Consider the following 21,999-nt stretch of genomic DNA (forward strand, 5'->3'; position numbering starts at 1 on the left):
GCGGCTGCAGACAGACGACGCGCGGTGAGGGCCCATGCCCTCACCGCGCGTCGTCTCGCTGTCGCCGATTACTTCGCGAGGAAGTCCTTCAGTGCGGCGTTGACCTCGTCGGCGTGGGTCCAGAGGAGGCCATGCGGGGCGCCCTCGACCTCGATGTACTCGGCATCCGGCACCGCCTGGTGGAAGCGACGGGCGGTCGCATCGATCGGGAGGATGTTGTCCTTCGTGCCGTGCAGGATCAGCGTCGGCTTGGCCGCGTCGCGGACCGCCTCGACGTCGCCGCGGAAGTCCTCGATCCAGGTCGGGACCACCGCATAGGCCGCGACGGGAGCGCTGCCGACCGCGACGTTCCAGCTGCCGGTGACGGCCTCCTGGCTGATGCGCGAACCGAGGTTCTCGTCGAGGTTGTAGAAGTCGTTGTAGAACTGCGTGAACCAGGCGAACCGGTCGCCCTTGGCGGCGGCGGCGATGCCGTCGAAGACATCCTGCGGAACACCCTCGGGGTTGTCGTCGCGCTGCACGAGGAACGGCTCGAGCGAGGCGAGGAACGCGAGCTTCGCGACACGGTCATGGCCGTACTTCGCGACGTAGCGGGCGAGCTCGCCGGTGCCCATCGAGAAGCCGACGAGCACGACGTCGCGCAGGTCGAGGGTCTCGAGCACGGTGTTGAGGTCGGCGGCGAACGTGTCGTAGTCGTATCCCGATCCCACCTTCGACGACTGGCCGAATCCGCGGCGGTCGTAGGTGATGACGCGGTAGCCCTGGGCGAGGAGTTCGCGGGTCTGACGCTCCCAGCTGTGGCCGTCGAGCGGGTACCCGTGGATCAGGACGACGGGCTGGCCCGAGCCCTGGTCCTCGTAGTAGAGCTCGATGGGGGAGGAATTCTCGTTTCCGACGGTGATGTAACCCATGATCCTGATCCTTTCGGTTCCGGTGAGAACGATCGTTCTCGCTCGATAGGACCAACATAGAGAACGTTCGTTCTCGTGTCAAGTAAACTTCAGGGTATGACCGAAGAAGACGCTCGCGAACGCATCCTCTCGGCGGCAGAGGAGCTCTACTACCGCAAGGGGTACGCGGCGGTGGGCATGGACGAACTCCGCACCGCGTCCGGCGTGTCTCTGCGGCGGCTCTACGCGCTCTTCCCGGCGAAGGACGACATCGTCACCGCGGTCCTCGACCGCAAGCACGGCGAATGGGAGTCGGGTCTCACCGGGGCGGTGGCGGATGCCGGAGACGATCCGCGCGACAGACTCCTCGCCGTGTACGGGTATCTCGAGGACTGGTTCTGCACCGACAGTTTCCGCGGCTGCGCGTTCATCAACGCCTTCGGCGAGCTCGGCGGCACGAACCCCGAGGTCGCTGCGCTCGTGCGCGACCACAAGGCGTCCTTCCAGCAGTACATGGCCGGTCTCGTCATAGATGTCGGCGCTCCGGCATCCCTCGCCGCCCAGCTGTCGATCCTCGCCGAGGGTGCGCAGAGCACTGCCGCGATCTCGGGAGATCCGTCGGTGGCGGTGCAGGCGCGGGGCGCCGCCGAGGTGCTGATCGACGCCGCCGTGCGTTGAGCTCTCTCGTTTAGCTAGCCAGGCTAGAGGATAGCCAGGCGAGGGTCAAGGGTCTGGGCGGCGGTTGGATGCGGGCGTAGCGTGCGGGGCATGGAATCCCGGACGCGAGACATCATCCGTCAGACCGCGATCATCGTTGCGGCGTCGTTCATGCTGATCGCCGCAGCAGTCGGGTCCGGCGCTTTCGGCGGTACCTCGGTCGACGAACTGCAGGACGGGGCGCTATCGGCATCCGGGTCGTATCTCGCGCCCGCCGGGCCCGCATTCTCGATCTGGTCGCTCATCTACCTCGGCCTGATCGCGTATACGGTGTGGCAGGCGCTGCCCGCGCAGCGGTCCGACGACCGCCAGCGCACGGTCGGCTGGTGGATCGCCGCGACCATGGTGCTCAACGGCCTCTGGCTCGTGACCGCTCAGTTCCTCACGCTGCCGCTCACGGTCATCGTCATCGCGCTGCTGCTCGCGGCTCTCGCCCGCGTCATGGTGCTGCTCGGCCGACGAGAGCCGCGCGGCGGGGTCGAGCGCATCGTCGTCGACGGCGCCAACGGCCTGCACTTCGGATGGGTCACGATCGCGACCGTGGCCAACACCGCCGCCTGGTTCACGCAGGTCGCCCCGGCGGACTGGGCTGAACAGGTTGAGGTCTGGGCGGTCGCCGTGCTCGCCGTCGTGCTCGTCATCGGCGTCGCGGCCGCGCTCGTGCTGCGGCGGATCGCTCCCGCGCTCGCCACTGCCTGGGGCCTGTCATGGCTCGCCGTGGGTCGCCTCACCGGCGAACCCGACAGCACCGTCACGGCTGTCGCAGGGATCATCGTGGCCGCGGCGCTCGTCGTCGCCGGCATCGTCGGCGCGGTGCGGCGCCGCCGAGCGGCATCCGTCTCCCGCTGACCTCTGCCGGCAGACCTGCGCCCGCGCCCGCGCTCGCCGATCCGGTCCGGGGATCCCGCCCGGCGCAACTGCGTCAGAGCACGAGCCGGTAGCCCATCCCCGACTCGGTCAGCAGGTGCGCTGGCGACCCGGGTTCGCGCTCGAGCTTCTTGCGCAGCTGCGACATGTACAGGCGCAGGTAGCCGGAATCGGACACCTGCTCGCTGCCCCAGATCTCCTTCAGCAGGTCCTGCCGGGTGACGAGGGCGCCGGGGTGCCGGGCGAGGTGCTCCAGCATCCGCCACTCGGTCGGTGTGAGGTGCACCCGCGAGCCGGAGCGCGTGACCGTCTTGGTCGCGAGGTCGACGACGACGTCTCCGAACCCGACCGTGGACTCTCCGGCGGGTGCGGCTCGGCGTGACAGCGCCCGCAACCGTGCGAGCAGCTCGTCGACCTGGAAGGGCTTGGTGACGAAGTCGTCGGCTCCGGCATCCAAGGCCTCGACCTTGTCGGCCGACCCTGTGCGTCCGGAGACGACGATGATGGGCACGCTCGTCCACCCGCGCAGTGCCTGGATGACCTCGATGCCGTCGAGGCGCGGCATGCCCAGGTCGAGCATGATGATGTCGGGGTGCGTCTGCGCGGCTGTCGCGACCGCGGCGGCCCCGTCGGCCGCGACGACCACCTCGTACCCGTGCGCGGCGAGCGTGATGCGCAGCGCCCGCACCATCTGCGGATCGTCGTCGGCGATGAGGAGCTTCACTCCGCCCCCTCCGTGTCGGCGCCGGCGAGCGGCAGCGAGATGACCATGGTGAGCCCACCGCCCGGGGTGTCCTCGGGTGTCAGGCTACCGCCCATGCCCTCGGCGAATCCGCGCGACAGGGCGAGGCCGAGACCGAGCCCGGTGGTGTTGTCGGTGTCGCCGAGCCGCTGGAAAGGCTGGAAGATCTGGTCCCGTTTCTCGGCCGGCACCCCGGCGCCGCGGTCGATCACACGGATCTCGGCGTGGTCGCCGATCGTGCTCGTCGACACGATGACCCGGCTGTCGTCGGGGGCGTGCCGGTGCGCGTTCGCGATGACGTTCACGAGCACGCGCTGCAGCAGCACCGGGTCGGCCGTCACCGCAGGCAGGTCGCCGTCGAGGGCCAGTTCGACGTCGGCGGGACCGAGCGCGAGCTCGTCGACCGCGGCGAGCACGGGGCCAGCCACGTCGAGCCGCATGGTCGAGACGGCGAGAACACCGGCCTGCACCCGGCTCACGTCGAGCAGGTCGGTCACGAGAGACGACAGCGTCGCGAGGCTCTCATCGGCCGTCGCCAGCAGTTCGTCGCGGTCGGATGCCGAGAGGCCGTGCGCTCCGCGGAGTCCGCCGATCGCGGCGACGGCGGACGCGAGGGGGCGCCGCAGGTCGTGGCTCACCGCCGACAGCAGGGCCGTGCGCACCTGGTCGGTCTCGGCGAGGGCCGCCACCTCGCGGGCCGTGGCGCGCAGGTCGGTGTGCTCGATCGCCGCGGCGAGCTGGGCCACGATCGCATCGAGCAGGCGGCGGGCCGGGGTGTCGAGCGGTTCGCCGCTGAGCTCGAGGATCGCGGGCGACGACCCCTCGACCGCCACGGTCGTGACGCGGCCGTCCGGCACGGGTTCGCCGTCGCTCGCCAGCACCTCGCCCTCGGGGGTGAGCAGACGCACCCCCGCCAGGCCGAACGCCTCGCGGGTCCGGCTGACGAGCGCGATCAGGGCGTTGTCGCCGCGCAGCACGTTGCCGGCGACGGCGGCGAGCAGCTCGGCCTCGGCGGCGGCGCGCTGCGCGGTGCGGGCGCGACGGGCCGCCTGGTCGACGATGATGCTCACGAGCACAGCGATCACGACGTACAGCGCGAGGGCGAGCACGTGCAGCGGATGCGCCACAGTGATCGTGAAGAGGGGCGCGACGAAGAGGAAGTCGAGGGTGATGCCCGACAGCACCGCCGCGAACACCGCGGGGCGCACACCTCCGACGAGCGCGACCACGACGACGAGCAGCTGGTACGCGAGCACCTCGGCCGTGATCGACTCGGGGCTGCGGAACGTGAACATGACCCACGACAGCAGCGGGCCGAAGACGAGCGCGACCGCGAAGCCCAGCGCCTGTCGCCGCCACCCCAGCGCGCCCCCGGTGATGCGAGGGAGCCGCACTCGGCCTCCCGCCGCGGCGTGCGTGACGATGTGCACGTCGATGTCGCCCGAGCGTCGGATGACCTCCGAGCCGATGCCCGGTCCGGTGAGAGCCGCGGCGAGGCGCCCGCGCCGGCTGACGCCGATCACCAGCTGCGTGGCGTCGGCGCCCTGCGCGAACTCGACGAGGGTGGCCGGGATGTCGTCGCCGATGATCTGGTGGAAACTGCCGCCGAGCGACTCGACGAGCGACCGCTGCGCGGCGAGGGCGCCCGGCGTCTCGTCGCGGAGTCCGTCTTGGGCCGCGACATGCACGGCGAGCAGTTCGCCGCCGGCCGAGCGGGCGGCGATGCGCGCTCCTCGACGCAGCAGCGTCTCACCTTCGCGCCCGCCGGTGAGCGCGACGACCACGCGCTCGCGCGCCTGCCACGTGCCCTCGATGCCGTGGTCGGCGCGGTAGCTGCGCAGCGCCGAGTCGACCTCGTCGGCGAGCCACAGCAGAGCCAGTTCACGCAACGCCGTGAGGTTGCCGAGGCGGAAGTAGTTCGACAGCGCGGCGTCGACGCGCTCGGCCGGATAGACGAGTCCGGCCGAGAGCCGGTCGCGCAGCGACTGAGGCGCGAGGTCGACGACCTCGATCTCATCGGCCGCTCGCACCACGGCATCCGGGATCGTCTCCTGCTGCGCGACGCCGGTGATCTTCTCTACGACGGCGTTGAGCGATTCGATGTGCTGGACGTTGACGGTCGTGACGACGTCGATCCCGGCATCCCGCAGCACCTCGACGTCCTGCCAGCGCTTCGCGTTCGCCGAACCAGGGGTGTTCGTGTGGGCGAGCTCGTCGACGAGCGCGATCTCCGGATGCCGGGCGAGCACCGCATCCAGGTCCATCTCCGTCAGTGGCACTCCGCGGTGCAGGTCGCTGCGGCGGGGGATCTCGGGAATGCCGACGGTCTGCGCGGCGGTCGCCGCGCGACCGTGCGTCTCGACGATCGCGATCACGACGTCGCGCCCCTCGTCGAGCAGGCGGCGCCCCTCGGCGAGCATCTCGAACGTCTTGCCGACGCCGGGTGCGGCGCCGAGCAGCACGCGGAGCCGACCCCGCCTGCCGGATGCCGTCATTCGCCCTCCCGCTCATCGAGCGCGAGATTGAGCTCGGCCGTGTTGATGCGCTCCTCGCCGAGGAATCCCAGATCCCGCCCTTGAATCCTAGACTCCACGAGGTCGCGGACCTCCTGCTCGGGCAGGTCTCGCGCCGCCGCGACACGGGGCACCTGCAGCAGCGCGTACGCGACGCTGATGTGCGGGTCGAGACCGGAGCCGGATGCCGTCACAGCGTCGGCCGGCACGGCATCCTCGCTCACGCCCTCGCGCTCGGCGATGGCGGCGCGACGTTCCTCGATCGACGCGACGAGGTCGGCGTTCTCGGGGCCGAGGTTGCTGCCGCTCGAGCCCGTGCCGTCGTAGCCGTCGCCGGCGGCGGACGGACGGGACTGGAAGTACTCCGGCAGCGCCGCCCCGTCGGCATCCGTGAACGACTGCCCGATCAGCGCGCTGCCCCTGTCGTCGGGCAGCGGTGACCCGTTGGCCTGGAACGGCAGCAGCAGCTGGCCGATTCCCGTGACGACGAGCGTGTACGCGACGCCGAGCACGAGGGTGAGGACCAGCATCGCGCGGACGGCGACCCCGGTGGTGCGGAGAGTGGAGCGGGTGGACATGAGGGGCCTTTCGGGGTGCGGGAGGGTGAGCGAGCGGGGCGACGGGAGGCTGAGCGAGCGAAGCTGCGGGTCGTTGAGCGAGCGGAGCGAGACGAAACGCCGTGACGAAACGCGGTCAGAATCCGGGGATGAGGCTGACGAGCAGGTCGATCAGCTTGATGCCGAGGAACGGCGCGATCACGCCGCCGAGGCCGTAGACGAGCAGGTTGCGCTGCAGGATCTGCGAGGCGCTCGCCGGTGTGTACTTCACGCCGCGGAGGGCCAGCGGGATGAGGAACACGATCACGATCGCGTTGAAGACGATCGCGCTGGTGACGGCGGATGCCGGGGAGTGCAGGTGCATGATGTTCAGCACCGCGAGTCCGGGGAAGACACCCATGAACATCGCCGGGATGATGGCGAAGTACTTGGCGATGTCGTTCGCGAGCGAGAAGGTCGTGAGAGCCCCGCGGGTGATGAGCAGCTGCTTGCCGATGCGCACGATGTCGATGAGCTTGGTCGGGTCGGAGTCGAGGTCGACCATGTTGCCGGCCTCCTTCGCGGCCGAGGTGCCGGTGTTCATCGCGACGCCGACGTCGGCCTGGGCGAGTGCCGGCGCGTCGTTCGTGCCGTCGCCGGTCATGGCGACGAGGCGTCCGCCCTCCTGCTCGCGCTTGATGAGCTCGAGCTTCTGCTCGGGGGTGGCCTCGGCGAGGAAGTCGTCGACACCGGCCTCCTTCGCGATCGCGGCGGCGGTGAGCGGGTTGTCGCCCGTGATCATGACTGTGCGGATGCCCATGCTGCGCAGCTCGTCGAACCGTTCGCGCAGACCGTCTTTCACGATGTCCTTGAGGTGCACGACGCCGAGGATGCGGGGGGTGGCCGTCGCCGTCTGGCTGGCCGATCCCCGGATGGCTGGCCGTTCCACGGCATCCGCCCCGCCATGCGGGGAATCGTCAGCCATCCGCCCCGCCGACGCCGACCCGGATGCCCCGAGGACGGCGACGACAAGGGGGGTGCCGCCGCTCGAGGCCACGCCGTCGACGAGGCCGGCGAGTTCGACATCCGCGTCCAGTCCGAGCCATGCGGCGACGGCGGAGCCGGCGCCCTTGCGGATCTGCGTGCCGTCGGCGAGGTCGAGGCCCGACATGCGGGTCTGCGCGGTGAAGGGCACGACGACGGCATCCGCCGGCTGCTCGACCCGGATGCCGCGGCTCGCCGCCAGATCGACGATCGACGCCCCCTCCGGAGTTGGGTCGGCGAGCGACGACAGGGCCGCGATGCGCAGCAGCTCGGCGGCGTCGACGCCCGCGAGGGGCAGCACCTCGTGGGCGCGGCGGTTTCCGTAGGTGATCGTGCCGGTCTTGTCGAGCAGCAGGGTCGTGACGTCACCGGCAGCCTCGACCGCGCGGCCCGACATCGCGAGCACGTTGCGCTGCACGAGGCGGTCCATGCCGGCGATGCCGATGGCGGACAGCAGCGCCCCGATCGTGGTCGGGATGAGGCAGATGAGAAGGGCGATCAGCACCGGGATGCTGACGGGCGATGCCGCGTACGAGGCGATCGGGTTGAGCGCGAGCACGACGACGACGAACACGATCGACAGGCTCGCGAGCAGGATGTTCAGCGCGATCTCGTTGGGGGTGCGCTGGCGGCTCGCGCCCTCGACGAGAGCGATCATGCGGTCGACGAACGTCTCGCCGGGCTTCGACGTGATGCGCACGACGATGCGGTCCGACAGCACGCGGGTGCCGCCGGTGACGGCGCTGCGGTCGCCGCCGGACTCGCGGATCACCGGGGCGCTCTCGCCCGTGATCGCCGACTCGTCGACCGTCGCGATGCCCGCGACGATGTCGCCGTCGCCCGGGATCAGGTCGCCGGCCGTGACGATCACGATGTCGTCGCGCTGCAGCTCGGCCGACGAGACCTCGACGGTCTCGGCGCGTTCTGCCACGGCATCCGTCGTCGCGTCGTAGCGGACCACGCGCCGCGCCATCGTGCTCGTGCGGGTCTTGCGCAGGGTGGCGGCCTGCGCCTTGCCGCGGCCCTCGGCGACGGATTCTGCGACATTCGCGAACAGCACGGTCAACCACAGCCAGATCGCGATGCCCCACGTGAACGGCGCCGGCACGGCCGTGCCGCCGGAGGCCGCGGGGCCGCCGAGGAACGGCTCGGCGATGGCGAGCACGGTCGTGAACGCCGCGCCGACCCAGACGAGCAGCATCACAGGGTTGCGGACCAGTGACGCGGGATTGAGCTTGCGCAACGCGCCGGGGAGCGCCTGCACGAGCTGCGCCCACCCGAACGAGCGGGGTGAGGGAGAGGGGGCGGATGCCGCAGCATCCTGCTGTTCGACCTCCTCGGTCGTTGAGCGAGCGGAGCGAGACGAAACGTGCGAAGCCATGATCAGGCGAGTCCTTCGGCGAGGGGTCCGAGTGCGAGCACGGGGAAGTAGGTGAGTGCCGTGATGATGACCGTCACGGCGGTGAGGAGTCCGACGAACTGCGGCCGGTGGGTGGGCAGCGTGCCGGTGGTCTCGGGTACGCGCTGCTGGGCGGCGAACGAGCCGGCGAGGGCGAGCACGAGCACGATCGGGATGTACCGTCCGAGCAGCATGGCTACGCCGAGGGCGGTGTTGAACCAGGGTGTGTTCGCGGTGAGCCCGCCGAACGCGGATCCGTTGTTGTTCGCCGCCGAGGTGAACGCATAGAGCACTTCGCTCATGCCGTGCACGCCGGGGTTCAGGATGCTGGTCGCTTCGACGTCGGCGCGGATGGCCGGCACCGCGAAGCTGAGGGCGGTGCCGAGCAGCACGAGCGTCGGCGTCACGAGGATGTACAGGCTTGCGAGCGTGATCTCACGCGGTCCGACCCGTTTGCCGAGGTACTCGGGCGTGCGGCCGACGAGCAGTCCGCCGACGAACACGGCGATGACGGCGAGCACCAGCATGCCGTAGAGACCCGTGCCGACGCCGCCGGGGGCGACCTCGCCGAGCATCATGTTGAGCATCGGCATCATGCCGCCGAGCGCGGTGTACGAATCGTGCATCGAGTTCACCGCACCGGTGGAGGTGAGCGTGCTGGCGCTGCCGAACAGGGCGGAGCCGAGGATGCCGAAGCGCACCTCCTTGCCCTCCATCGCCGACCCGGCCAGCTCGGGAGCGGTGCCCCGGCCGGCGAGCTCGAGAGCCGAGAGGGCGAATGTCGAGACGAGGAAGATCGTGCCCATGACGGCGGCGATCGCGTAGCCCTGGCGGTTGTCGCCCAGCATCCGTCCGAAGGTGCGCGGAAGCGCGAACGGGATCACCAGGATGAGCAGGATCTGCAGCAGGTTCGTGAAGCCGGTGGGATTCTCGAACGGGTGCGCGGAATTCGCGTTGAAGAAGCCGCCGCCGTTGGTGCCGAGCAGCTTGATGGCCTCCTGCGAGGCGACGGGGCCGCCGGGAATCGTCTGCGAGCCCCCCGAGACGGTGGTGACGTCGGTGAAACCCGCGAAGTTCTGGATCACGCCGCCCGCGAGGAGCGCGATGGCGGCGATCAGGGCGAGCGGCAGCAGGATGCGGCCGAGCCCGCGGATCAGGTCGACCCAGAAGTTGCCGATCGTCGTCGACCCGCGGCGGGCGAACCCGCGGATGAGGGCGACGGCGACGGCGAGACCCACCGCGGCCGACACGAAGTTCTGCACCGTGAGGCCGGCGAGCTGCACCGTGTAGCCCATCGTCTGCTCGGGCGAATACGACTGCCAGTTGGTGTTGGCGACGAACGAGGCGGCGGTGTTGAAGGCGAGACCCTCGGGCACGGCGGGCAGGCCGAGCGATGCGGGAAGGAACGCCTGCAGACGCTGCAGGCCGTAGACGAGCAGCAGGCCGACGACCGAGAACGCGATCACGCCGCGCGCATACGCACGCCAGGTCTGCTCGGATGCCGGATTCACGCCGATCACGCGGTACACGCCGCGCTCGATGCGCCCGTCGCGCGGCGTGCTGAACACGTGCGCCATGTAGTCGCCGAGCGGGCGGTAGAGCAGCACGAGTGCGACGATGAGCACTGCTGCCTGGAGGATGCCGAACCAGATCTCAGCGCTGGATCCGGCCCCCATCAGAACTTCTCCGGGGCGACGAGGGCGACGACGAGGTAGACGATCGCGGCGACGGCGAGGGCCGCGCCGATGATCTCGAAGACGATCACAGGCGTGCCTCTCCGTCCGTCGCTTCGCTGCGGGCGGAGCCTCGGGCCCGGGGGCCCTGACGCTCCACCCCCTTCGCGATGAGGGTGACCAGGGCGAACAGCGCGAGAGTCAGCGCGATGTAGATGATGTCGAGCACGAGAGTCGATACAACTCCCGCGCGGAGGCCGTATCCGCGATCCTCACGGATTGCCTACGGCGGTATGCCGGAATGCATGCGGGATGCTCACGGCGGGATTCCGCGGGTCGCGCCCACAGATGTCGGCGGGATGCCGCGAAAAGGTCCGACACTCGTGGGGTTGGCCCCCGGAGTGTGCGGCGAGCCGGGGGGGGTCTCGGGTCGTCCAGCCGGACTACCGCGCCGAAACAGTGCGGAAGCCGGCGTTGCCCATCGACGAGTCAGGGGTGTTGTGCGACCTTGCCGAGTTGCGGTACCGGTTGCAGTACGAGTCGTGGCACAGGTAGCTTCCCCCGCGCAGCACTCTTGTCGCGCCCGTGGCGGGCCCGGTCGGGTGGGCGCGGGGCGACGCGGCGTAGTACGCGGGATCGAACCAGTCGGCGCACCACTCCCATACGTTGCCGACGGCCTGCCACAGCCCGTACCCGTTCGGGGCGAAGGTCCGCACGGGCGCTGTCGTGAGATACCCGTCGAGCTGGGTGTTCACGGAGGGGAAGTCACCCTGCCAGATGTTGACCGCCCACCCCTCGATGCCTGGTTCGGCCTGGCCCCACGGGTACTTCTGCGCGGCGAGGCCGCCGCGCGCGGCATACTCCCATTGCGCCTCGGTGGGGAGGGCGCGGGCCGCCCAGGAGCAGTAGGCCTCAGCATCCGCATGGCTGACGTGCACCACGGGATGGTCTGAGAGGTCCGTGATGTCGGAATGACGGCCGCCGGGGTGACGCCAGTCCGCGCCTCTGACGCCCACCCACCACGGGGTCTGCGGCGGGCGCCCGAGCACGTCATCGGCATCGGCGGCCACGGCGAGATGGAACACGGCGGAGAAGCCGAAGCTCTCAGCCTCGGTGACGTATCCCGTCGCGTCGACGAACGCGGCGAACGCATCGTTCGTGACGGGCGTCGCGTCGATCTCGAACGCCGACAGCTCGACCTCGTGCACGGGGGTCTCGCCGTCTCCGGGATTCTCGTCGCCCGAGGAATCTCCCATCCGGAACACCCCCGCGGGCACGCTCACCTGCTCGATCGGGTGCGTCGCGGCGGCGGTTCCGGCGGCGCCGGCCGTGCGAGTCGGCGACAGCGCGACGAAGGCGCTGCGTGACGGCGCGCCGCAGGCGCACTCAGGGCCGCAGGGGCCGCCGCCGCCGACGGTCATCGCTCTCCCAGCACCAGCACGCAGACCACTGCGGCAGCAGCGGTCGCGGTCACGAGCAGCGCGAGCGTCAGGCCGACGGCACCGGCTGCCGGCAGGTGCGTTTTCGACGTCAATGCGCCGTAGGTCTGACGGAACCGCCGCTCGCTGACGACCTGCAGAGCGACGGCGGCGCCGATGACCGCCAGCGGCACGGGCAGCGTCCAGGGCCCGAACGCGACTGGCAGGAGCCGCAGTCCCACGAGACCCGCGACGCCCAGCGCGAGCAGGGTGCGTCGCCACGCGAGCAGCGTGCGCTCCGGTTGCAGCCCCGGGTCGTAGATCTGAGTCATCGGTCGCTACGCCAACAGGAGTCCGAGCAGGATCAGCGCGGTCACCACGACGAGCACCACCGCCAGGGGCAGCGCCATGACCGACGAGGGCAGTGGTTCCTGCCGCCGCATCGCGCGCTCGGCCCGACCCCACCCGATCCAAGCGAGCAGAGGCACGACGAGACCCGCACCGAGCAGCACGAGCGACGCGGCGAGACGGAAGGTCGGATGCAGTGGCAACCCGAGTGCTTCCAGAGCGACCCCACCCGCGATGAGTGCCAGCGCGGTGCGGATCCACGCGAGGAAGGTACGCTCGTTCGCGAGCGTGAACCGCGGATCGGGTTCGGTCCCTTCTCGGTACACCCAGGCGGGCATCCGCGATTCCCCGACAGTCATCGTCACGTCAGGCGCGCGTGGCGGCGCGCGGAGAGGCCGCCACCGCGGAGCGGTCGAGGATCGCCACGAGCTCCTCGGCGCTGGAGATCGTGTGCTCGTGGATGGCGCGTTCGATCGCCGACCGATCGCCGGAGTGCAGTGCATCGACGAGCGCATGGTGCTGGGTCGAGGCACGTGCAGGATCGGAGCGGATCGCCTGGTCTTGCGCGAGGGCCACGGTGATGTGCGCCTCGATCACGGGCCACACCCGCACCAGCACCTCGTTCTCGGAGGCCTCCCAGATCGCCCGATGGAATGCCACGTGGGCCTCGTGACGCAGCAGCGGGTCGGGGTGCGTTTCCACCGCCGCGAAGCGCTGCCAGTGCGCGTCGAGCGCGGCCATGCGCCCGCCGGTCTCGTCGGCGAGGATCGCATCGACCGCCAACAGGTCGAGGGCCTCGCGGGTGCGTGCGAGGTCGAGATGCGCCGACAGGCTGAGTTCGGCGACGCGCATGCCTCGATACGGCTCTTGCACGAGAAGTCCCTCTCGCGCGAGCTGGTTCAGTGCCTCGCGCAGGGTGGGCCGGCTGATGCCGAGTTGCGCAGCGAGTCCGACCTCGGTGACCTTCTCACCCGGTCTCAACGCGCCCTTCACGATGGCCCGGCGGATCTCCTGCACCGCGCCGTCTCGACGCGACAGTCCGGCAACCTGCTCGAGCGACATCGTGAACCTGCATTCCATCGGGGGCGGACGCTGCAGCATCCGACAATCTGGTTGTCAGGGTATCAGCGCCGCGGCCGCCGCCCACGATGGAGGAAGCGGCCGCGGACGGGCCTCAGCGGCCCGAGACCTCGACGCCCGCGGCGCGCAGCAGGCTGGCGAATTCGTCGCGGTGCTCCTGAGCGAGCGGCTGGATCGGACGACGAGTCGACCCCGCATCGTTGCCCACGAGAGAGACGCCCGCCTTGATGGCGGCGGCGTAGTTGTGGCTTTCGAGGAACACGCAGATCGGGTTGATGAGCTTCCACAGCTCGCGACCGCGAGCGAGGTCTCCGTCGACGGCGACGGCCTGGTACAGCTGCCCGGCGAGGCCAGGCATGAAGCTCGCGCCGCCCCAGACGCCTGCTTTGGCGCCGAGCGCGAGGCCCTCGAACGTGAGGGTGTCCCAGCCGTTCAAGGCGTCGATGTCATCGGGGTAGTCGAGCAGGATCGTCGCGAGCTTCGTGATGTCGCCGCCGGTGTCCTTGAAGCACGACACGTTCGTCTCGCGGGCGAGCTGCGCGAACTGCGCCGGGGTGAGGTCGACCCCCGTGGCACTCGGCAGGTTGTAGTACATGATCGGGATGTCGACGGCCTCGGAGATGGCGCCGTAGTGCGCGAGCAGCTCGTCGAAGTTCAGAGCGTCGTAGAACGGCGGCACGATCATCACGGCGTCCGCTCCGGCGTCGGCCGCGGCCTCGGTCAGTTCGATCGAGGCGTCGGTGGTGAGGGCGCCGGCACCGGCGACGGCGAAGCCGCGACCCTGAGCTGCCCGGGCGTATGCGGCGTTGACGGCCTTCTGCTCGTCCATCGACAGCGACGTGAACTCTCCCGTGCTGCCGGTGGAGACGACACCGTGCGCGCCACCGTCGAGGATGAAGTCGACCTGGCGTTCGATTCCGGGCAGGTCGACCTTGCCGTCTGCGTCGAACGGCGTCACGACCGCGGCGAGAATGCCTTCGAGGTGGAGCGTCGTCATGGGGTTCCTTCCGGAGAGGCGGGGTCGACGACAGCCGCCGACCGTTCGATAATGACAGATTGCCAGACAATCTGTCTATCTGGAACAATGAACGTACACGACAGCAAAGGAGGAGCCATGTCTCGATACCGCGTTCAGAACCCGGCCACCGGCGAGGTGGCCGAGACGTTCGAGGCCGCCGGTGATGAGGAGGTCGACGGCGCGATCGCCGCAGCTGACGCCGCCTTCCGCGAGTGGGGCGGGCGCTCGATTCAAGAGAGGGCGGGAATCGTGCACCGCGTCGCCGAACTGTTCATCGAGCGCAAGGACGAGCTCGCCCGGATCATTGCCCTCGAGATGGGCAAGCCCTTGCAGGAGGGGATCGAAGAGGTCGAGTTCGCCGCATCGATCATCGACTACTACGCCGTGCACGGCCCGAGCCTCGCGACCGACGTGGAGATCCCCAGCACCATCCCTGGCAAGGCCTGGATCGAGCGACGCCCCGTCGGCCCGCTGCTGGGAGTCATGCCGTGGAACTTCCCGTACTACCAGGTGGCTCGCTTCGCGGCGCCGAACCTCGTGCTCGGCAACACCGTCCTGCTCAAGCACGCCGAGATCTGCCCTCGCTCGTCTCAGGCGATCCACGACATCATGGCGGAGGCCGGTGTGCCGGCCGGCGCCTACACCAACCTCTACGCGACCCACGAGCAGATCGCCGCCATCATCGCCGACCCCCGCGTACAAGGCGTCTCGCTGACCGGATCGGAGCGCGCCGGAGCGATCGTCGGCGAGCAGGCGGGCCGCAACCTGAAGAAGGCAGTGCTCGAACTCGGCGGCATCGACGCGATGGTCGTGCTCTCCGCCGACGACATCGGCCAGGTGGCGCGAGATGGCTGGGACTTCCGTGTGTACAACGGCGGTCAGGTCTGCAACGGCAACAAGCGGATGATCGTGATGGACGACCTGTACGACGCTTTCGTCACCGAGCTCGTCACTCAGGCCGATGGCCTCGTCCCCGGCGATCCGCTCGACATGCCTGAGTGGGGCTACGGCCCGCTGTCGTCGCGTCAGGCTGCCGAGACGGTGCATGAGCAGGTGCAGCGGGCGGTCGCCGAGGGGGCGACACTCCTCGCCGGCGGCGTGCTGGCCGACGACGGCAGTGCGTATTACTCGCCTGCGGTGCTCGTCGACGTCGCCCGCGACTCCTCCGTCTTCCAGGAGGAGATCTTCGGACCCGTGGCGCTCGTCGTGCGGGTCTCGAGCGACGAGGAGGCTCTGGAGGTGGCGAACGACTCGGCCTTCGGGCTGGGCGGGTCGGTCTTCTCGTCGGATGCTGCGCGCGCCGCGCGCATCGCCTCGCAGCTGGATGTGGGCATGACCCACGTGAACATCATCGCGGCGGAGGCAGCCGAGCTGCCCTTCGGCGGCGTCAAGCGGTCGGGCTTCGGTCGTGAGATGGGACCGCTCGGGATGGACGAGTTCGTTAACAAGAGATTCTCGTTCGTCGCCGAGTGACGAACGTCCCGGTCCGGCGCTCCGCGGGGGATCGCGGGACCGGGACGGGGGTCAGAACCTGCTGATGCGCGACAGATCCGCCAGTCGCGCGGTGGGAAGCCGCTCGGCCGCACGCAGGAGGAAGTTGAGCTTCTCCACGCGCTCACCCGAGCGGGGAGCGCCATTCTTCTGGAAAGGCACCTGCAGGCCGAGGGAGAGATCCATCACGACGTCGTCGATCACCCCGCCCGACCGGCCGGACGGCAGCGCCAACATCCCCAGCGCGCTCGCCTTCTCGAACGTCTGCAGCGCCTCGGTGATCGTGCCGACCTGGTTGGGCTTGAGCACGAAACCGTCGACAGCCCTCTCGGCGATCGCCCGCTCGAGGCGCACGGGGTTGGTGACGATGAGGTCGTCGCCGAGCACCCAGGTGCGCGGCAGTTCACGCACGGCGAGGGCGAACCCAGCCCAGTCGTCTTCGTGGAGGGGATCCTCGACGAACAGCAGCGGGAACTCCTTGGTCAGCGCCCGCAGGTGTCCGACGAGGTCGGTCGCGTCGACGCGCTCGCCGTTCAGCTCGTAGGTGTCCGTGGCAGGGTCGTACATCTCGCTCGATGCGCAGTCGAGAGCGAACGAGACCCGGTCCGCGCAGCCGGCCGCGTCGACGGCATCCTGCAACAGCGCCAGCACCGCCCGTGGATCGGCGAAGGGGGCCGCGTAGCCGAACGAGTTCGCCATCGTGGCGCCGCGTCCGGTGGCGCGCTGAATGAGTGCGGGGAGTTCCTGGAACACCAGCACGCCCATCTCCACCGCCTCGTCGACCGACGCCGCCCCGTGCGGGACCACGAGGAACTCGTTGAACGCCTGCACCGCATCGCGGTTGCGTCCGCCGTTGAGCACGTTGAAGCACGGAACGGGCAGAGTCGTGAGCGGGCCGCGCGCGACCTGCTCGTAGACGGGCCGCCGTCGCTCGGCGGCCTGCGCGCGGAGGAAGGCGACCGATACCGGATAGATCGCATTGCCGCCGAGCACGTGCTTGTCGACGGTGCCGTCGAGGTCGAGCAGAGCACCGTCGAACATGGCCTGCGTGTCGAACCAGCGGCCGGTGAGGTGCTGCGCGATCGGCCCCGTGACGTTGGCGACGGCGCGCCGCACGCTCTGCCCGCGGTAGCTCGCCGGATCGTCGTCGCGCAGGATCGCCGCCTCGTGCACCCCCACCGACGATCCGGTGGGGGCGGCGGCGCGCCCCCACGCGCCGGTCGCCGTCTCGACCTCGACCTCGACCATCGGGCGGGCCTTGCTGTCGAGGATCTGGCGGGCACGGATGCCGGTCACGACTGTCATGCGGAGCCTCCCAGGGCGGGGATGTACAGAATGTTGAGGTCGCACAGATTGGTGCCGGTATTGCCGGTGACCACCACATCGCCGATGGCCGAGAGGGCTTCGTACGAGGCGTGGCCGCGAAGCGCCGCGCGGAGGTCGACACCGATGTCCGCGGCTCGAGCCGCGGACGTCGAGTCGGTCAGACCGCCGGCCGCGGGGGTGGTGCCGTCGGTGCCCTCAGAGTCCATGGCATACAGCGCGGCGCCCGGCACGCGGTGAGCGGACAGGGCGAAACCGACGGCCAGTTCCTGCGAGGGTCCGCCGTGGCCGGTGATCGGGGCCTCCGGACGCAGCTGCGTGACCGTCTCGCCGCCACTGACGACGACGCAGGGCGCGGCGAACGGGCGTCCCGTCGTCTGCACCTCCCGTGCGAGCGCGGCGAGGAAGGCACCTGCGTCGCGGCTCTCGCCCTCGAGGTAGGTCGTCAGCACGTGGGCCTCGACTCCGAGTGCGCGGGCCGTGTCCACGGCGGCAGCCGCGAGGTCGGGCAGCGTGTTGAGCAGGAAGTACGTGGCTCCGGGAAGCTCGGTCGGAGTCTCCCGCTCAGGACCTGCCGCGTCGAGGAAGTCGAGGATGCTGCGCGGCATCCGCCCTCGAAGGCCGTGTCCGTCGATCGCCGCGCGGGCGTCGGCCAGGGTCGTCGGATCGGGCCCGATCGGCGTGCCGGTGTAGAACGCGTCGGGCTCGCCGATGTCGCCGGTGGCCGACCGCCCGACGGCGTCGGAGATGCCGATGCCGATGAGGTCGGCACCGCGCGCGAGGATGCGCTGCGCGAGGCGGCCGCCGTTGGTGCGGGAGATGTGACGGCGCACCGCGTTGATCTCGGCGATGCCGAGGCCCGATGTGAGCAGCACCTCGGTGGCCTGAGCTTCGTCGTCGACCGTGATCGGTTCGATCGGCGCCGACATCAGAGCGGAGCTTCCGCCGCTGATCACCGCGATGACGAGGTCGCCGGGGCCGGTGCCGTCTATGAGGTCGAGCATCTCCTGCGTGGCGTCATGGCCGGCACGATCGGGCAGCGGATGTCCGCCCACCCGCACGTCGGTGCGCACGAAGTGATCGTCGGACTCTGCGATCTTGACGACCGCGAGACCCCGTGTGAGCCGGTCTCCGAGGGCGTGCTCGACCGCCATCGCCATCGCGTTGCACGCCTTGCCCGCGCCGACGAGGTAGATGTTCCGGATCGCGTCGAGGTTCCATTCACGGTGACCGACGTGCAGCGTGTCACCATCCACGCGGACGAGGCCACGGATGCGCGGGTATGCGTCGACAAGGGCGAGGGCGCCCTCCGCGATGGCGAGGACGAGAGACCGGGCCGCCTCGTCGCCGCGCGCGAGCAGGCGGTCGGCGTTCCGGACCTTCATCGGGCGGCCTCCGCGGGGACGGATGCCGGATCCGTCTCATCCGCGGCATCCGTCCCCCAGAGTTCGAGGGGTGTGCCGATGCCGAGCGCCCGGGCGCTCTGCAGCAGATCGGCCCCCCACGCCACGTCGAACACCGCCATGCCGCTCGATACGAACACGGTGCGACCGGCCGCGGGGCTGCGCTGCTCGACCATGACGGTGCCGAGGTCGACCCCGCGGTCGATGGCGGCGATGCGGCCGCGGTCGGCGAGAGCGTACAGCGGACCGCCGATCTGCGCCGCGAAGCCGGCTGCGGTGTCACCGCTGACCCTGGCATCGGCGATGTAGTCCTGGTGCAGCGGAACGTGGTCCCAGATGACCGTGCTCGACGTCCAGAGCGCGTCGTCCGACTGCATCGGACCGCTGAGCAGGATGCACGCCTCCGGAGAGAACGAGGCGGCCTCGATGCGCAGAGGCGCGGTGCGCGATGCGGCGACGGTCACCAGGTCGGCGTCCCTCACGCACTCGTGCGGGGTGTCGGCGATCTCGACGGTCCCCGAGAAGCCGTTCGCGACGATCTGCGCCGCGAACGGCTCGGCCTTCTCGCGCGACCGGTTGTGGCACACGATCGTCTCGATGTCGGGATGCTGCGAGAGCAGCGCCCGAACGACCTGTCGGTTGATCTCCCCGCAGCCGACGACGGCCACTCGTCGCGGCCGTCGTCGAGGGAGGTAACGGCTCGCGACCGCCGGAACCGCGGCGGTGCGGGAGGAGCTGAGGCGCCCCGCCGCGAGGAGGGCGAGTGGCTCACCGGTCTCCTTGTCGTTGAGCATGACGGTGAGAACCGAGCGCGGCAGACCCTTGGAGCGGTTCTCGGCATTGGACCCGTACCATTTCACGCCGCACAGATCGAAGCGTCCGCCGAGATAGGCGGGCATGGCCGAGAAGCGGCGATCAGGACCGTCCAGCGGCATGTTCGGGAATGGAGACCACTTCGGGAACGACACCACGAGGCCGTGGCTGTTGCGCCGCGGTCCGCCCATCAGGTAGTCGCCTCGGTGCAGGAGCCGGAAGACCTCGTCGGCGACGCGAACGCTGCGGGCGGCGTCATCGACTCCGGCCGCGATCATGTCGGCCTCGGAGAGGAAGAGGAAGGGAGAGCGCGGAGACATGGCACCTCGGAGTTTGTGCGTGCGGACCCGTTCAGCTTCGAGGGACCCGATCGTGCGGCACAAGCAGACCTTTTCCGATATGACCATTCGAAGTGATCGAAAGATAGGGTAAGTCGCATGTTGAATCTCGACCGCCTCCTCCTCCTGCAGGAACTCCACCGCCGGGGGTCGGTGATCGCGGTCGGGGAGTCCCTCTCCTTCAGTCCGTCGACCGTGTCGCACCAGCTCAAGGTGCTCGAGCGCGAGGTCGGAGCGGCGCTCACCGAGCGCGTCGGACGCGGCATCCGCCTCACGCGCGAGGGCGAGATCCTCGCCGAGCACGCCGTGCGCATCTTCGGTGAGGTCGAACGGGCCGAGGCCGCCGTGGCCGCGGTGCGGTCGGCACCGGCGGGGGACGTGCGCGTGGCAGCGCTGCAGACGGCATCCCTCGCGCTGCTGCCCCGCGCGATCGAGGCGCTCGAGCGGCGCTCGCCGCATCCGCGAACCTTCGTCAGTCGCATCGAGCCGGGAAGAGCTCTGGGTGCCCTCGCCGCGCGCGAGTTCGACATCGTCATCGGCGAGGAGTATCCAGGGCTGGTGATCGCCGCAGTGCCGGGTGTGGAGCGCCGCCCGCTGGTCGAGGATCCGCTGGTGCTGGCCTCCCCGGCGGGGCGCGCCGGGGCGATCGTGGCGGGCGACCCCGACGCCCTGCCCTGGGTGATGGAGCCGCAGGGAAGTCACGCACGGTCGTGGTGTCTTGCCATGTGCCGGCGCCTGGGAGTGGAGCCCGAGGTGCGGTACGAATCGGATGACCTGCTCGTACAGCTGCGGCTGGTCGAAACCGGGCATGCCATTGCCATCCTGCCGAAGCTGCTGCTCGACAGCGAGGGTGCCGCGGTCGGGCGCACGGCGCTGCCTGGATGCCCGACGCGGTCGGTGTTCACGGCGCATCGGACCGGATCGGACCAGATTCCCGCCGTGCGCGCGGTGCTCGACGCGCTCGCCGAGGCGGCGTCGGCTGCCGGAGGCCGAGAGTTGTGAGTGCGAACCGAGTACCGTATGGTCAGATTGTTTGACAACACGAGCGTGCCGTCATGGTCGCTCCAGCGAAGCGAGGGCGCATGCACACTGTCGTGATCGGTGGCGGGATCATCGGACTCACCACCGCCTACCATCTGCTGCAGGCGGGCGGCACGGTCACCGTCGTCGACGCACGGGCCACGGGCCTCGGCGCGGCCGACGTCAACGCCGGATGGGTCGTCCCGGGCGATGCGATGCCGCTGCCCGGACCCGGCGCCGTCGCGAATGCGCTCAAGTGGATGACGCGGTCCGACAGCCCGCTCTACATCCGTCCGTCGCTCAAGCTCGACTTCCTGTCGTTCATGTTCGGCATGTTCCGTGCCTCGAACGGGAGGGCGCAGCGCGCAGGACTCGAAGCGAGCTTGAAGCTCGCCGAGGACTCCGTTCACCTGTTCGACGACTACCGCGCCGACGGCATGGACTACGAGCTGCACCACGAGGGCATGCTCATGGCTTTCCAGGATCAGGAGCTGATGGGGCATCACCTCGGCTACGTCGATCTGACCAGCCGCTTCGGTCTCGAACCGACGGTGCTGCTCGGCGACGATGTGCGCGCGCACGAGCCGTTGCTGAACGACAGCGTCCGTGGCGGGCTCTACTACCCGAAGGATCTGCATCTCGATCCCGGTGCCTTCACGAAAGCGCTCGTCGCGCGACTGCGCGCACTCGGCGCGGAGATCGTCGAGAACGCGCCGATCGACGGCGCCGAGGTGCGCGACGGGCGGGTGCGCAGCGTGTCCTCCGGTGCCCGCACATTCACAGGCGACGCGTTCCTCGTCGCGGCCGGCGCCTGGAGCGGCAACGTCTCGAAGCTGTTCGGCGCGGGCGTCGGCATCCCGATCAGACCCGGCAAGGGATACTGCATCGAGATGGCGCCATACGGCCTGCGCTCAGCGACCAACCTCTACGACTCGAAGGTCGCGATCACGCCTTTCGACGGTCGCCTGCGGATCGCCGGAACCATGGAGTTCGGACCCCTCGACGAGACGATCAATCAGGTGCGGGTGCAGGCGATCCTGCGGGCGCCCTCCGGGTGGCTGCGCGACTGGGAGCCGCCCACCGCGACCGAGATCTCGCCGCGGGCCGGGATGCGCCCGATGGCGCCCGACGGCATGGCCGTGCTGGGTCGCCTGCGCAAGCTCGACAACGGCTACGTGGCCACCGGCCACGGAATGATGGGCGTCACCCTCGCGCCCGGAACAGCGCGGGTCATGACCGATCTGATCCTGCACGGACGTGAGAACGCGGTGCTCGATCCGTTCTCTCCTGCGCGGTTCCGCGGGGGTCGCTGACAGACCCAAGTTCCGGTTGGGAGCCTCGAAGGTAAACCGATCTACCTGCCCCC

21 protein-coding genes are annotated in these 21,999 nt (G+C 69.9%); 5 read left to right on the top strand and 16 right to left on the bottom strand.

The genetic code is table 11. The annotated features are described in order from the left end of the window. Nucleotides 1-68 precede the first annotated feature (68 nt). Nucleotides 69-911, bottom strand: a complete 843-nt coding sequence (locus FSY98_RS09840; protein ID WP_144876166.1) for an alpha/beta fold hydrolase — start codon at nucleotides 909-911, stop codon at nucleotides 69-71. 96 nt (nucleotides 912-1,007) lie between these two features. Between FSY98_RS09840 and FSY98_RS09845 the strand changes: the two genes are divergently transcribed. Then, complete coding sequence (locus FSY98_RS09845; protein WP_144876168.1) at nucleotides 1,008-1,568, top strand: TetR/AcrR family transcriptional regulator; 561 nt, start codon at nucleotides 1,008-1,010, stop codon at nucleotides 1,566-1,568. Between the two features lie 90 nt (nucleotides 1,569-1,658). Then, nucleotides 1,659-2,456, top strand: a complete 798-nt coding sequence (locus FSY98_RS09850; RefSeq protein WP_144876169.1) for a tryptophan-rich sensory protein — start codon at nucleotides 1,659-1,661, stop codon at nucleotides 2,454-2,456. 73 nt (nucleotides 2,457-2,529) lie between these two features. Here the strand turns inward: FSY98_RS09850 and FSY98_RS09855 are convergent, their stop codons facing one another. From FSY98_RS09855 to FSY98_RS09905, 12 genes are all read right to left on the bottom strand, one after another. Further along, a complete protein-coding gene (locus FSY98_RS09855; RefSeq protein ID WP_144876171.1) occupies nucleotides 2,530-3,198 on the bottom strand; it encodes a response regulator in 669 nt (222 codons plus the stop codon). Continuing rightward, entirely contained in the window at nucleotides 3,195-5,711 is a 2,517-nt protein-coding gene (locus FSY98_RS09860) for an ATP-binding protein (protein ID WP_144876173.1), read from the bottom strand. Before FSY98_RS09860 ends, FSY98_RS09855 begins: the two co-directional genes overlap by 4 nt. Beyond that, on the bottom strand, nucleotides 5,708-6,307 hold the full coding sequence (gene kdpC, locus FSY98_RS09865) for a potassium-transporting ATPase subunit KdpC (RefSeq protein ID WP_144876175.1): 600 nt from the start codon (nucleotides 6,305-6,307) through the stop codon (nucleotides 5,708-5,710). Before kdpC ends, FSY98_RS09860 begins: the two co-directional genes overlap by 4 nt. 115 nt (nucleotides 6,308-6,422) lie before the next feature. After that, complete coding sequence (gene kdpB, locus FSY98_RS09870; protein ID WP_144876177.1) at nucleotides 6,423-8,690, bottom strand: potassium-transporting ATPase subunit KdpB; 2,268 nt, start codon at nucleotides 8,688-8,690, stop codon at nucleotides 6,423-6,425. A gap of 2 nt (nucleotides 8,691-8,692) precedes the next feature. Continuing rightward, nucleotides 8,693-10,384 carry a potassium-transporting ATPase subunit KdpA gene (kdpA, locus tag FSY98_RS09875; RefSeq protein ID WP_144876178.1) on the bottom strand — a complete coding sequence of 564 codons (1,692 nt, stop codon included), beginning with the start codon at nucleotides 10,382-10,384 and terminating at the stop codon, nucleotides 8,693-8,695. Further along, a complete protein-coding gene (locus FSY98_RS09880; RefSeq protein ID WP_050723188.1) occupies nucleotides 10,384-10,473 on the bottom strand; it encodes a potassium-transporting ATPase subunit F in 90 nt (29 codons plus the stop codon). Before FSY98_RS09880 ends, kdpA begins: the two co-directional genes overlap by 1 nt. Next, nucleotides 10,470-10,610 carry a hypothetical protein gene (locus FSY98_RS16705; RefSeq protein WP_186307606.1) on the bottom strand — a complete coding sequence of 47 codons (141 nt, stop codon included), beginning with the start codon at nucleotides 10,608-10,610 and terminating at the stop codon, nucleotides 10,470-10,472. Before FSY98_RS16705 ends, FSY98_RS09880 begins: the two co-directional genes overlap by 4 nt. A 214-nt stretch (nucleotides 10,611-10,824) precedes the next feature. Next, nucleotides 10,825-11,802, bottom strand: coding sequence for a formylglycine-generating enzyme family protein (locus tag FSY98_RS09885; RefSeq protein WP_186307607.1), 978 nt, complete (start codon nucleotides 11,800-11,802; stop codon nucleotides 10,825-10,827). Next, a complete protein-coding gene (locus tag FSY98_RS09890) occupies nucleotides 11,799-12,131 on the bottom strand; it encodes a DUF202 domain-containing protein (RefSeq protein ID WP_144876180.1) in 333 nt (110 codons plus the stop codon). The genes FSY98_RS09885 and FSY98_RS09890 overlap by 4 nt, the downstream gene beginning before the upstream one ends. A 6-nt stretch (nucleotides 12,132-12,137) precedes the next feature. Further along, a complete protein-coding gene (locus FSY98_RS09895; RefSeq protein WP_260857346.1) occupies nucleotides 12,138-12,485 on the bottom strand; it encodes a YidH family protein in 348 nt (115 codons plus the stop codon). Nucleotides 12,486-12,513: 28 nt separating this feature from the next. Beyond that, on the bottom strand, nucleotides 12,514-13,209 hold the full coding sequence (locus tag FSY98_RS09900; RefSeq protein ID WP_260857347.1) for a GntR family transcriptional regulator: 696 nt from the start codon (nucleotides 13,207-13,209) through the stop codon (nucleotides 12,514-12,516). 112 nt (nucleotides 13,210-13,321) lie between these two features. After that, nucleotides 13,322-14,224, bottom strand: coding sequence for a dihydrodipicolinate synthase family protein (locus tag FSY98_RS09905; protein WP_144876186.1), 903 nt, complete (start codon nucleotides 14,222-14,224; stop codon nucleotides 13,322-13,324). A gap of 117 nt (nucleotides 14,225-14,341) precedes the next feature. Between FSY98_RS09905 and FSY98_RS09910 the strand changes: the two genes are divergently transcribed. Beyond that, nucleotides 14,342-15,718 carry an NAD-dependent succinate-semialdehyde dehydrogenase gene (locus FSY98_RS09910; RefSeq protein ID WP_144876188.1) on the top strand — a complete coding sequence of 459 codons (1,377 nt, stop codon included), beginning with the start codon at nucleotides 14,342-14,344 and terminating at the stop codon, nucleotides 15,716-15,718. Nucleotides 15,719-15,769: 51 nt separating this feature from the next. Here FSY98_RS09910 and FSY98_RS09915 read toward each other — a convergent pair whose 3' ends face one another. Genes FSY98_RS09915 through FSY98_RS09925 form a run of 3 tightly spaced genes read right to left on the bottom strand, consistent with a single transcriptional unit; the run spans nucleotide 15,770 to nucleotide 19,595 of the window. Next, nucleotides 15,770-17,041 carry an enolase C-terminal domain-like protein gene (locus tag FSY98_RS09915; RefSeq protein ID WP_144876190.1) on the bottom strand — a complete coding sequence of 424 codons (1,272 nt, stop codon included), beginning with the start codon at nucleotides 17,039-17,041 and terminating at the stop codon, nucleotides 15,770-15,772. Continuing rightward, on the bottom strand, nucleotides 17,038-18,444 hold the full coding sequence (locus FSY98_RS09920; protein WP_144876192.1) for a glycerate kinase: 1,407 nt from the start codon (nucleotides 18,442-18,444) through the stop codon (nucleotides 17,038-17,040). Before FSY98_RS09920 ends, FSY98_RS09915 begins: the two co-directional genes overlap by 4 nt. Further along, a complete protein-coding gene (locus tag FSY98_RS09925; protein ID WP_144876194.1) occupies nucleotides 18,441-19,595 on the bottom strand; it encodes an ornithine cyclodeaminase in 1,155 nt (384 codons plus the stop codon). The genes FSY98_RS09920 and FSY98_RS09925 overlap by 4 nt, the downstream gene beginning before the upstream one ends. Before the next feature lie 117 nt (nucleotides 19,596-19,712). On the opposite strand from FSY98_RS09925, the gene FSY98_RS09930 reads away from it, so the two are divergent. Together FSY98_RS09930 and FSY98_RS09935 are read left to right on the top strand one after the other, a co-directional pair. Then, nucleotides 19,713-20,615 (top strand): LysR family transcriptional regulator, encoded by a 903-nt coding sequence (locus tag FSY98_RS09930; RefSeq protein WP_144876196.1) that lies wholly within the window; start codon nucleotides 19,713-19,715, stop codon nucleotides 20,613-20,615. 80 nt (nucleotides 20,616-20,695) lie between these two features. Further along, nucleotides 20,696-21,946: an FAD-binding oxidoreductase gene (locus FSY98_RS09935; RefSeq protein ID WP_144876198.1), complete on the top strand. Its 1,251-nt coding sequence runs from the start codon at nucleotides 20,696-20,698 to the stop codon at nucleotides 21,944-21,946. Nucleotides 21,947-21,999 lie beyond the last annotated feature (53 nt).

Source organism: Microbacterium sp. 1.5R (assembly GCF_007667425.1).
In the GTDB taxonomy this organism is placed as follows: domain Bacteria; phylum Actinomycetota; class Actinomycetes; order Actinomycetales; family Microbacteriaceae; genus Microbacterium.